At 42.2% G+C, this 12,208-nt stretch carries 13 protein-coding genes and 1 tRNA gene; all 14 read left to right on the top strand.

Annotated elements, in window-relative coordinates:
- The 14 genes from rplT to J7K40_08340 all read left to right on the top strand — a co-directional run bounded on the left by rplT (window position 1) and on the right by J7K40_08340 (window position 11,724).
- The gene (gene rplT, locus J7K40_08405) at window positions 1-351 is read left to right on the top strand and encodes a 50S ribosomal protein L20 (GenBank protein ID MCD6162418.1); all 351 of its coding nucleotides are present in this window, start codon (window positions 1-3) and stop codon (window positions 349-351) included.
- A gap of 63 nt (window positions 352-414) precedes the next feature.
- Window positions 415-1,428 (top strand): phenylalanine--tRNA ligase subunit alpha, encoded by a 1,014-nt coding sequence (gene pheS / locus J7K40_08400; GenBank protein ID MCD6162417.1) that lies wholly within the window; start codon window positions 415-417, stop codon window positions 1,426-1,428.
- Entirely contained in the window at window positions 1,428-3,809 is a 2,382-nt protein-coding gene (locus J7K40_08395; protein ID MCD6162416.1) for a phenylalanine--tRNA ligase subunit beta, read from the top strand. Before pheS ends, J7K40_08395 begins: the two co-directional genes overlap by 1 nt.
- 31 nt (window positions 3,810-3,840) lie before the next feature.
- On the top strand, window positions 3,841-4,152 hold the full coding sequence (locus tag J7K40_08390; GenBank protein MCD6162415.1) for a hypothetical protein: 312 nt from the start codon (window positions 3,841-3,843) through the stop codon (window positions 4,150-4,152).
- A 35-nt stretch (window positions 4,153-4,187) separates the two neighbouring features.
- Entirely contained in the window at window positions 4,188-4,466 is a 279-nt protein-coding gene (locus J7K40_08385) for a cell division protein ZapA (protein ID MCD6162414.1), read from the top strand.
- Between the two features lie 30 nt (window positions 4,467-4,496).
- Complete coding sequence (rny, locus tag J7K40_08380; GenBank protein ID MCD6162413.1) at window positions 4,497-6,059, top strand: ribonuclease Y; 1,563 nt, start codon at window positions 4,497-4,499, stop codon at window positions 6,057-6,059.
- A complete protein-coding gene (locus J7K40_08375; GenBank protein ID MCD6162412.1) occupies window positions 6,049-6,480 on the top strand; it encodes a CoA-binding protein in 432 nt (143 codons plus the stop codon). Before rny ends, J7K40_08375 begins: the two co-directional genes overlap by 11 nt.
- Window positions 6,477-7,259 carry a TIGR00282 family metallophosphoesterase gene (locus tag J7K40_08370; GenBank protein ID MCD6162411.1) on the top strand — a complete coding sequence of 261 codons (783 nt, stop codon included), beginning with the start codon at window positions 6,477-6,479 and terminating at the stop codon, window positions 7,257-7,259. The genes J7K40_08375 and J7K40_08370 overlap by 4 nt, the downstream gene beginning before the upstream one ends.
- 300 nt (window positions 7,260-7,559) lie before the next feature.
- The gene (locus J7K40_08365; GenBank protein MCD6162410.1) at window positions 7,560-8,063 is read left to right on the top strand and encodes a transposase; all 504 of its coding nucleotides are present in this window, start codon (window positions 7,560-7,562) and stop codon (window positions 8,061-8,063) included.
- A 287-nt stretch (window positions 8,064-8,350) separates the two neighbouring features.
- On the top strand, window positions 8,351-9,235 hold the full coding sequence (locus J7K40_08360; GenBank protein MCD6162409.1) for a bifunctional 5,10-methylene-tetrahydrofolate dehydrogenase/5,10-methylene-tetrahydrofolate cyclohydrolase: 885 nt from the start codon (window positions 8,351-8,353) through the stop codon (window positions 9,233-9,235).
- A gap of 219 nt (window positions 9,236-9,454) precedes the next feature.
- Window positions 9,455-10,051: a transposase gene (locus tag J7K40_08355; protein MCD6162408.1), complete on the top strand. Its 597-nt coding sequence runs from the start codon at window positions 9,455-9,457 to the stop codon at window positions 10,049-10,051.
- 23 nt (window positions 10,052-10,074) lie between these two features.
- A complete protein-coding gene (gene xseA / locus J7K40_08350) occupies window positions 10,075-11,280 on the top strand; it encodes an exodeoxyribonuclease VII large subunit (protein MCD6162407.1) in 1,206 nt (401 codons plus the stop codon).
- Window positions 11,277-11,612 (top strand): MerR family transcriptional regulator, encoded by a 336-nt coding sequence (locus tag J7K40_08345; protein ID MCD6162406.1) that lies wholly within the window; start codon window positions 11,277-11,279, stop codon window positions 11,610-11,612. Before xseA ends, J7K40_08345 begins: the two co-directional genes overlap by 4 nt.
- Window positions 11,613-11,646: 34 nt before the next feature.
- Window positions 11,647-11,724: transfer RNA gene (locus J7K40_08340), tRNA-Pro, on the top strand.
- Window positions 11,725-12,208 lie beyond the last annotated feature (484 nt).

Below are 12,208 nucleotides of genomic sequence, written 5' to 3'. Positions count from 1 at the left end.
ATGCCTCGTACTACTAATAACCCGGCTGCTAAAAGACGTCACAAACAAGTCATAAAAGCGGCCAAGGGCAATTATGGCGGGCGAAGAAAATTATACCGTACTGCCAAAGAAACGGTCCAGAAAGGCCTTGCTTATGCCTATCGCGACCGTCGCAATAGAAAAAGAGAATTCCGCAGATTATGGATAATAAGAATTAATGCCGCTGTCAGGCTTTATGACCTTAGTTATTCACAGTTTATTAACGGCTTGAAAAAAGCGGGCATTACATTAGACCGCAAAGTTCTTGCCGATATGGCGGTTAAAGATAGCGAGGGCTTCCGACAGGTTGTCGAGGCTGTTAAAGCCAGCTAATTAATTGCTCTTTATATAACTATTAAATAAGGCTTTCAGCGAAAAGCTTTAATATATATTTAAATGGATGATTTATTAATTCAGATAAAACATTTTGAAGAGTTCGCTTTATCAAAGCTGGGTTCTGTTGTCAATAAAAATGATCTCGATGCCCTGAAAATCGAATTTTTAGGGCGAAAGGGTAAACTAACCGAACTCTCGAAATACATTGGCAAAGCTTCTACCGAAATGCGCCCGAAAATCGGCGGCGAAATAAACCGTCTGAAAAAGCTGATTCAAGAAAAAATCGATACCAAAACAGCCGCATTGGCTGAATCTATAAAAAAAGATGTTCTTGATTATACGCTTCCTGTTAGAAGAGATTTTACGGGACATAAACATCCATTATTGCAAACCATTGATGATATAGTCTCTATATTTCATGGCATGGGTTTCGAGGTTGCTTCTGGCCCTGATGTTGAAACCGAATATTATACTTTCGATGCCTTAAACACGCCGGAGGACCATCCCTCGCGGGATTTATCCGATACCTTCTATATCAAAAAAGGCGTTTGCCTTAGAACACATACATCACCGGTGCAAATTCGCACTATGGAAAAGCAAAAACCGCCAGTCAGAATTATTGCTCCCGGCAGATGCTACCGCTCGGATACTCCCGACCCCTCGCATTCGCCCGTATTTTATCAGTGTGAGGGCTTGTATGTCGATAAAGGCGTTACTTTTGCCGATTTGAAAGGCACAATCACCGCTTTTGCCCAGGCGATGTTTGGCAAAAATGTCAAAGTCAGGTTCAGACCTCACTTTTTCCCGTTTACCGAGCCATCGGTTGAATATGATTTCTCCTGCGTAATTTGCGGAGGTAAAGGCTGCCGTGTTTGCAAACATAACGGCTGGCTGGAAATTTCCGGCGCCGGTATGGTTGACCCTGAGGTGTTTAAAGCTGTCAGCTACGATAGCGAAAAATATACCGGTTTTGCTTGGGGGATGGGTATAGACCGTCTCGCCATGCTGCGGTATCGTATTGATGATGTTCGTTTGTTGTACGAAAATGATGTCAGATTTATAAGGCAGTTCTAATGAAAATAAGTTATAACTGGCTAAAAGAGCTAATCGAATTTGACGTCTCGGTTGATAAAATCGCCGACCTACTGACCCTGTCGGGTTCTGAGATTGAAGCTATAGAGAAAAAAGGCCTCGATATTTCGGGAGTAGTCGCCGGCAAAATCCTCACTGTCGATTCGCATCCGCAGGCGGATAGACTGACTGTTTGCACAGTTGATGTCGGCAATGAAAAGCTCACCGCTATCTGCGGCGCGCCTAATGCCAAACCCGGGCTGATTGTATTTTTTGCTAAGGTAGGCGCAGTTTTAGCCAATGGAACTAAATTAAAAAAAGCTAAAATCCGCGGCGTTGAATCTTTCGGCATGATACTCGCCGAGGATGAGCTTGGCATATCGGATGACCACACCGGCATTATCGAGCTTGATGGCGGCATCGCGCCGGGAACGCCAATCGAACAAATCCTTACACTTGTTGATTATATATTTGAACTGGAAATCACTCCCAACCGTCCGGACTGCCTGTCGCATATAGGCATCGCCAGAGAGGTTAAGGCGTTGCTTGGCGGAAAGATTAATTACCCCGATTTCAACGTAATCGAAGCCGGACCGGAGACTTCATCCGACCTTGCCATTGAAATCGAAAACTCGGATGGCTGTCCGCGTTATACCGGAAGATTAATTTCCAGTGTGAAAATCAAACAGTCGCCATTATGGCTTAAAGCCCGCCTTTACTATTTGGGAATTCGCCCGTTAAATAATGTTGTTGATATTACTAACTATGTGCTTTTAGAAACCGGCCAGCCTCTTCATGCCTTTGATTATAAATTTTTCAAAACGAAGAAAGTCGTAGTTAAAAATGCAGTCAAGGGCGAGAAATTTACCACGCTTGATGGCGAAGACAGGGAACTTAATGATAGTCACCTGCTTATAACCGATGGCGAGAATGCCGTTGCCTTGGCTGGCATCATGGGCGGACTAAACTCTGAGGTAACAGATAACACAACTGATATTCTGCTCGAATCTGCTTATTTCGACCCGGCGACAATTCGCCGTGGTGCCAAAACTGTAGGCTTATCGACCGAATCATCGCAAAGATTCGAGCGGGGAGCCGACCGCCTGATGGCGCCCAAAGCCAATAACAGGGCTTGCGGTTTAATTGCTAAACTTGCCGGCGGAGAAATACACAGAGGAATAATTGATTGTTATCCCAAAAAGTTCTCACCGGCAAAAATCGATTTTCGTCCCGAGAGAGTTGAAATAATATTAGGCGTGAATATCGATAAAGCCAAAATATGCCGGATTTTCGATGGCCTTGATATTGAATATAAAAACGGCTCGCCAATGCAGATTACTCAGCCGTCATTCAGACCCGACCTTACCCGTGAAATCGATCTCATTGAGGAAATCACTCGTATTTACGGTATTGATAATATCCCCGAAAGATTCCAGCCCGGAGGCGCTCTCGGGGTCGAAATAAATCCCGAATCGTTAATCAAAGATAGTCTGAGAAATCTTCTTGTTGGCGGCGGCTTTGTTGAAACATGTTCGCTCACTCTAATTGATGGCCGGCAGTTGAAAAAAATCGATGAGAACGCATCCTTAGTAGAATTACAAAATCCTCTGTCTGAGGAAATGTCGGTTCTCAGGCCTAATTTAACAATATCTATGCTTAAAACGCTGAAGCATAACATTAATTATGGCAATAAAGATATCAAGCTGTTTGAGATTAGCGTAGTATATAAACCATCATCAGGCGAGCTATCTGATGAAAAGGAAGCCATTTGTCTTGGTCTTTGCGGCCGCGAGCAACCGGTAAGCTGGCGCAATAAAGAAAAATATACTGATTTTTATTCGCTTAAAGCAGAACTTGAAGCAATCTTTGATTATTTTAAGATTGAATTGGAGATAAAGCCGCAAAACAACCCCTATTTTGATGATGATTGCAGTTTCATTATTGTCGCTCTTGATGGTCAAAATATGGGAATGTTAGGCAAGGTTTCCAACCGGGCGGGAAAACAAGTAGGCATTAAACAAGATTGCTTTATCGCAGAATTTGATTTTGAAAAATTTGCTCAACTGGCAGCAAAACCCAAATATTTTAAATCATTGCCGAAATACCCTGCCTCAGATAGAGATATTGCGCTGATAGTCGGTCAGGGTATTCGCGCCATTGATATTATAAACATGATACAGTCGGTTAATAATAATTTGGTTGAAAATGTATATCCGTTTGATGTATATGAAGGTAAAAATATCCCGGAAGGCAAAAAAAGCATTGCTTTCAGGATAATATATCGTTCTGCTAAGCAAACGCTTACAGATGATGAGGTTGACGAGGTTCATAAAAAAGTAGTCCTTAAATTAAATGAGGAATTTGGCGCTGAATTAAGATCCTGATGATAAATTCTAAATAGTGATTAATATGAATATGAATATGAAAAATAACGAAAAAGATATTGATAAAAACTTTGAAAAACTTGAAATAGTAGTTTATAATGCTATTGTAAAAATAAATGAATTAAAGGATATCAATAAGAAGATAACAGGAGAAATAAACGAACTTAAGCGTTTATATGCGTTAAGTGAAAAGAAAGCCGAAAGATTGAAGCAAGACCTCGAAAAGCTAAAAGCATCCGGTCAGGAAGCATGGCAGGTTAGGGAACAGGATGTTAAAAACAGGCTTAAAAACCTGTCGGCAAAACTTTCGGTATTTGAAAAAAGATATTCAATAGAGAATTAATTTTTAATATAGATTGGGGAGTTTTAGTTAATCGCATGGAAAAAAGTAAGCTGAAGGTAACCATTTTTGGCAACCAATATGCGCTCAAGGCTGATGCCAGCAATAAATATATAGAAGAAACCGCCGCTCATGTTGATAAAACCATGAGGGAGATTGCCTCAAAATTTCAAGATCAATCCGATACGCGGATAGCGGTTTTGGCTGCATTGAATATTGCAGATGAATTATTTCAAGCTCGACAACAAATACCGAATAGCCTTGAGGTAAAAACCAAAAAACTTATCGATACTCTCAGCGCCGCTTTACAAGATTAGCTTTTCTCTCCGCTCGCCTAAGGAGGCGCAATGGAACAATCATATTTTCTTATTATTGGCGGTTTATTAATAATTCTGGCATTTGCCATTGGGGTTATTATTGCTCGCCGTTCCGGTGAAAAGAAAATCTCTAAAGCCGAAGAATCAGCAGCTAAAATCATTGCCGATGCTGAGAGAAACGCGGAAGTTAAAAAGAAAGAAACCGCCTTAGAAGCAAAAGATCACTGGCTGAAAGAAAAATCCAAATTCGAGAGGGAGACCAGCAATAAACGAACCGAAATACAAAGGCTGGAATCTCGTTTAAGGGATAAAGAACAATCGCTTAATAGAAAAGTCGATATCTTAAATGCCAAAGAAAAAGATATCACCAATCGCGAAAGATCAATAGTAGCTAAAGAACGAACTGTTCTCCACAAAGAACAACAGCTTGATAGTCTTATCGCCGAACAAAATGCCCAACTTGAAAAAGTTGCCGGTATGACATCCGAAGAGGCTAAAAAACTCTTGATGGAAAATCTGGAATCGGAGGCTCGCCGCGATGCCGCTCAGCTAATTAAAGAAATTAAAGAACAAGCTGAACGGGATGCTGAAAAAGAAGCAAAAAATATCATCATTCAGGCAATCCAGCGATGCGCCGCCGATTATGCTATGGAATCATGTGTATCTGTGGTAAATATCCCTACCGATGAGATGAAGGGCAGAATCATCGGACGCGAGGGCAGAAATATCCGCTCATTCGAGACCGCTACCGGTATCGACGTTATTGTTGATGATACACCGGAAGCTATAATATTATCGGGCTATGACCCGATACGCCGCGAAATTGCCCGTATCAGCATGGAAAAACTTATAATGGACGGCAGAATTCATCCCGCTCGTATCGAAGAAATAGTCGTCAAGGCTGAAAAAGAAATGGAAGTTATTATCCGCGAAGTGGGCGAGCAGGCTTGTTTCGATGTTGGCGTTCACGGAGTTAATCCCGAAGTTGTCAAGCTATTAGGCAGATTAAATTTCCGCACCAGCTATGGCCAGAATGTGCTTCAGCATTCTAAAGAAGTAGCCTTTATATGCGGCATAATGTCCGCCGAGTTGGGGCTTGATGCCAACATTGCCAAACGCGCCGGCTTGCTTCATGATATTGGCAAAGCGATAGATAGAGAAACCGAGGGAACGCATACCGAAATCGGAGTCGATTTTATATCCAAATTTAACGAGCATCCGGCGGTCGTTAATGCCATTGCCAGCCATCATGAGGATGTGCCTATGGAAACTCCATACGCTGTCTTAGTTCAGGCGGCGGATGCTATTTCCGGCGCCCGGCCTGGCGCCCGACGTGAGACCCTTGAGGGCTATATTAAACGCCTCGAAAAACTCGAGGATATGGCTGACTCATTTGGCGGAGTAGGTAAAGCCTATGCCATACAGGCAGGCCGCGAAATCAGGGTGATTGTTGAATCGGATAAAATGGATGATATCAAGTGCTCTCAATTATCAAGCGAGATTGCGCGTAAAATAGAAGCGGAAATGGAATACCCGGGACAGATTAAGGTAACTGTCATCAGAGAAACAAGAAGTGTCGAATATGCCAAGTAATGAGACCTTTCTGCAGTCATCCAAAGACGGAATTGCCGTATATGGATTATCGCCCAAACGGCGAACTTTTGCAGTAGGCATTAAAGATAATCTGGAACAATCTGACTATCAGGTTTTTCCCATTCATCCCAAAGCGGATAGCGGTTTCTATCCAAATCTTAAAGCCATGCCCGGCAAAGTAAAATCCGCGTATATCGCCATTAATCCGAACAATGCTCTAAGCATAATAAATGACTTAAGCGAATACGGCATTAAAAGAGCCTGGTTTCAGTATGGCGCATATAATGATGAAGTCCTCAAGAAATGCAATGATTCAGGTATTGAGACATACTCCGGTTGTCTGATGATGTATATTCCCTCAGCCGGATTTATTCATAAATTTCACAGGTTTTTATATGAACTGTTTGGCGGGAAAAAATGAAGATATTATTTATCGGCGACATCATGGGAAATCCGGGCTTGAAGGCTGTAGCGAATACTCTTGATGTCTTTAAGGCGCAGGGAAAAAAATTCGATTTCATTATTGCCAATGTTGAAAATTCAGCCGGCGGTTTTGGAATTAACAAAGATTCATGGGAAAAACTATCCGAATTGGATATTGACTGCATGACATCCGGCAACCATATCTGGGACCGCCCCGATATAAATAAATACATAAATGATGAGCCAAAGCTTCTCCGACCTGCTAATTACCCCATCGGCAATCCGGGGTTTGGCTGGCAGGTCTATAATGTTGCTGATGGTTTGGAAATTGCCGTAATCAATCTTCAGGGACGCGTATATATGAACAATATAGACTGCCCCTTTCTCACGGCTGACAAGATTTTAGATGAAATCAACGGCCGGTTTGATAATATATTTGTCGATTTTCATGCAGATGCCTCCAGCGAAAAGCAGGCTATGGGCTGGTATCTGGATGGCCGCGTATCGGCGGTAGTTGGCACTCATACTCACATCCAAACCGCCGAGACAAGAATCTTGCCGGGCGGCACCGGTTTTATCGCCGATACCGGCATGTGCGGCTCGTATGATTCGGTTATCGGCATGGAAATAGAAGCGGCATTATTTCGATTATTAAAGGGGCGTCCTAACCGTCTGAAAGTAGCGACTGAGAATTTAAAGTTTGCCGGCGTACAGATTGAAATCGACGAGCAAACCGGCAAGTGCAAGTATATTGAAAGTATGCTGCTCGATGCGTAGCAATAATTGTTGTTGAGCGTAGGGGCGTTCGCCTAAGGCGGATACGCCCTTTTTTTCAGGATGACACTCGCTAAGATTTTGTAGGGCAGGAGTCCCCGACTCCTGCCAATTAAGGGAAAGCGAACTAAAGTTATAAACGTTGTGTCAGAAAGTAGGACAGTGATGGATGAGATTAAATTTGATGATGATTATGGAGAGTAATTTTGTATATAGATGCGTCGAATAGGCAAGTCTCGTCCGCCCCAGGCGGATGCCCTACTATTAAAGGAAAGCAGCGTATTTTAAAATAACTAATCTATTATGTCCATACTAAAAAGATATTACAATGAAGGAAATATCTATTTCATTACTTGTGTTACGCAAAATAGAGAGCGAATTCTCATTCAACATCAAAGCCAGTTAAAAGATTCTATTCGAAAATATAAAGCTGAACTTAACTTCTCTATTATTGCCTGGGTTATATTACCAGACCATTTTCACATGATAATAAATCCAAGAGATAACAACCTTTCTAAATTATTTAACAAGATTAAGCTTTCATTCTCAAAGAAATTTCGCTATTTATCAGGTGTTAACAAAGGGCGTATATGGCAAAGTCGATTTTGGGATCATGTCATTCGCAATCAGGAGGATATGAATAATCATATAGATTATATTCATTATAATCCGGTGAAATATGGTTATATGAAAAGCCCTTTCGATTGGGAGCATTCATCGATAAACGAATATTTCAAGCGGGGTTATTATTCGAAGGATTGGGGAGTTATGGATGAGATTAAATTTGATGATGATTATGGAGAGTAAATTTGTTTATAAGCGCGCCGAATAGGCAGGAGTCGGAGACTCCTGCCCTACAAAGACATGTTTTAATACTGAGGAATTGAAAAATTATCAATGAATAAACATAAAATTGAAATTATCCTGATAATATATTTTTTATTAACCTTAAGTATTCCAATTCAAGTAAAACTTAACAAGCAAGGAATAGATAATTGATTACAGTAGGGCAGGAGTCCCCGACTCCTGCCCTATTTAATGGCGGAATGATAATATTTGACTGAGATACAAATAAATATAAAAGGACAACCCACATGGCTGAAATAATAGACGGCAAGCAAATCTCAAAAGAGATAAAAGCCGAACTAAAACTCGAAATCGAAAACCTGAAACAAAACGGCATCACACCAGGCTTGGCAGGCGTGTTAGTCGGTGATGACCCTGCCTCGGCGCTGTATGTCAGCATGAAAGAGAAAGCCTGCAAAAAACTAGGCATATATTTCGAGAAAATAATCAAACCGCAGGATTCCCCAGAAGCAGATTTGTTAGACCTGATTACATCGCTAAACAATCGGGATGACATCCACGGCATGCTAATCCAGTCGCCGCTTCCCGGTCATATCGATGAGGGCAAGGCTATTTTAACAATCGATCCGGCTAAGGATATCGATGGTTTCCATCCTGTTAATCAGGGCTTGATGCTAGCCGGCAAGCCATCATTTTTGCCTGCCACTCCCGCCGGCATTGTCGAGATGCTCTGGCGGTCTGGCAATAAAACCGAGGGGAAACATGTTGTCATTCTGGGAAGGGGCTATCTTGTCGGTCGTCCTCTGGCGGTATTGCTGGCGCTGAAAAACGATAAGGCAAACGCAACCGTTACAATCTGTCATTCACGAACTCCGAATATCGCAGATTATACTCGTCAGGCGGATATATTAGTGGCGGCAATAGGCAAGGCTTTCTTTGTCAAAAAAGATATGGTTAAACCCGGCGCGGTTGTTATCGATGTCGGCACAAACCGGATTGAAGACCCGAGCCATCCCAAAGGTGCCAGACTTGTAGGGGATGTCGATTTCGAGCAGGTCAAAGATGTTGCCAAAGCCATCACACCGGTACCCGGCGGAGTCGGCCCGATGACAATCGCAATGGTGTTGACAAATACCGTAAAAGCGGCTAAATTGATGAGTAATAATGGCTGATACTGTATTTATCCCTCAGGATGGAGCCCGCCTAAAGCGGACGACATCCTGAGGGCGATATGACGATAAACAATTGGCTTACTGATAGGCAGTCGGCCTCAGGATGTTATCCGCAGTAGCGGATTTCCATCCTGAGGCATAGAAGTTACGGTTATCCCTCAGGATGGAGCCCGCCTAAGGCGGACGACATCCTGAGGGCAAAGGTATGATAGCAATACAATGGTAAAGAACTGGAAAAACTACTACACCGATAACGCAGTACATCATGTTACCGGCACAGTACACAACTGGCAGCCGATTTTATTATTCCCTGATATAGTAGCAGTATTCTATCAAGATTTCAGTCAAATGCTAAACAGATGGAATGTAAATCTCCTTGGCTATGTAATAATGCCGGAGCATTTTCATATGCTAATTCAAAGCTATTCCAGTAAAAACATCATGAATTTTATTCGTGGAGGGAGACGCTCCATCTCAGGCAAAGTAAAACATATTATTGAGAACAAAGATAAAAAAATAATATCATTTTGTGCAGCCAATAATGTTAGTATGAATGCATTTTACATCAAAACAGCGGGCAAATCATCGTTTCGTTTTTGGAAAGAAAAGCCAAGAATTTTCCCTATAACAAAAGAAACTGAGATTGAAAGGAAATTAGACTATATTCATAATAATCCGATTAAACGAGGATTGGTGAATTCAATTGAGGAATGGAAACATTCAAGTTTCAGGTATTATGCTAATAGTGAAACGGTTGGTTTACCTATAAACAGTTGGCCTCAGGATGTCGTCCGCCTGGGGCGGACTCCATCCTGAGGCATAAAAAATAATGAGTAATAATGGCTGATACCATATTAACTGTAACAGAGTTAACTAAATCTGTTAAACGTCTTCTTGAGGATAACTTCCCTAAAATCTGGGTCGAGGGGGAGATATCTAATTATATCAACCATACCTCTGGCCACAGGTATTTCACCTTGAAAGATGAAAACGCCCAGGTTAAATGCATTATCTGGAAAGGGATGAGCCGCTACCTCTTTTTCGAACCTGAAAACGGCATGAAAGTAAAAGCCTGCGGTCAGGTAACCGTATATGAGCGGTCGGGACAGTATCAGCTGATAGTATCAGCGATGCAGCCGGCTGGTATTGGCGAACTCGAACTGGCATTCCAGCAATTGAAGATGAAGCTGGAAAAAGAGGGGCTGTTTGATGAGCTCCATAAACTGCCGATTCCCCAACAACCCGAAGCAATCGGCGTGGTTACCTCTGCGACAGGTGCGGCTGTTAGAGACATTATAAAGATAATACGCCGCCGCGCGCCTTGGGTGAAAATCATTGTCAGGTCGGCTATGGTTCAGGGGAAAACAGCCTCCGCTGATATTGCTCAGGCAATAGCTGATTTTAATGAATATAATCAAGTCGATTTGCTGATTATCGGCAGGGGGGGAGGTTCACTGGAAGACCTTTGGCCATTTAATGAGGAATTAACAGCGCGGGCGATTTATAATTCTAAAATCCCGATTATCTCGGCGGTTGGCCATCAAATAGATTTTACAATATCTGATTTTGTCGCCGACCAAAGGGCGCCAACACCATCGGCGGCGGCTGAACTGGCGGTGCCCGATGGCGCCGAATTGAAAGCGTATTTTATCGACAGCTATCGCCGATTATGCCATATTCAGATTGACAGCTTAAAGTCAAACAGGGATGACCTGATGACTTTGGTAAACCGATACGGCTTGCGCAAACCGATGGAGATAATCAATTCCAGAACCCAGCATTTGGATGAACTTGACCAGAGCTTTCAGAAAACAACCGTCCATATGCTCGAAAGATATAGCGGCAATCTGGCAATGCTTCAGGCGAAACTGAAATCAGCTTCGCCTAAGGAGATTATGAGCAGGGGTTTTGCTTATGTGTCATCGCCATCAACAAAAAAAGCAATAAAATCCTTTACACAGGTCGCTGTTAATGATATAGTAGATATAAAGTTATTTAAAGGTGAACTTCAAGCAGGCGTAACTAAAGTTAGGGCTGAAAATTGATTAACAATACAAAAATATATTATTCGATTTCCGAGGTTGCCAGTATGATGAATTTGGAGGCGTATGTGCTCCGTTTCTGGGAGAAGGAATTTAATCAGCTTCACCCAAAAAAGAACAAAGCCGGCAACCGTATCTATCAGCAGAAAGATATTGATCTTTTGCTTCAGATTAAACATCTGCTTTATAAAAAAGGCTTCACTATAGAGGGAGCACGTAATTATTTCAAAAACGAGGGAAAGAACAACGGAGACAGCTTAAAATCGGATATAGCTGTAACCCTTCTTAAAGAGGTGCGTTCCGAGCTTGATAATCTATTAAAGCTTTTTCCTTGATTTTGAGGAATAATTTAATATTTTAGTTTTGTGTCGGGGCGTAGCGCAGCCTGGTTAGCGCACTTGCCTGGGGTGCAAGAGGTCGGCCGTTCAAATCGGCTCGCCCCGACCATATTGCCCGTGTGATTATATATCAGTTTTAACATTGCCTATAGTTTAGTTTCTGCTAATAATTTGTAGGTCAATCCACCTGAGGCGTCCACCGCGGCGGATTAACGAGTTTGCAAGCGGCGAGGTTATCAGACCAGCGCTTGGCAGCCAGAGGCAATGTCATTCCCAACTTGATTGGGAATCCAGCTTCGAAGTGTGTCGGGAAAGGGTTCACGACACCGCTAAAAAAGGATTCCCGACACCGCGAAAAACGCTGATTGTGGTTGGTGTACGTCCTCGTGCATCAACTTTATTTGGGTAGTAAAATCACTACTGTCCGGTCTTTTCAATAGAATTCTCCAATTAATACACAATAAATGAAACTTGCTTAAGCCATAACATATAAAACAATAAGCCGTTAGAATATCTTTATAAACACCTGTGTTCTGTTTTTTGCTTCAATAGATATTTCCGGATTAGATTTCAGAAGTCGACTTTGATTCGAT

Source organism: Candidatus Zixiibacteriota bacterium, from assembly GCA_021159005.1.
Classification (GTDB): domain Bacteria; phylum Zixibacteria; class MSB-5A5; order UBA10806; family 4484-95; genus JAGGSN01.
Note: the sequence above shows the minus strand (reverse complement) of the source record. Positions and strands in the feature narration are given on the sequence as shown.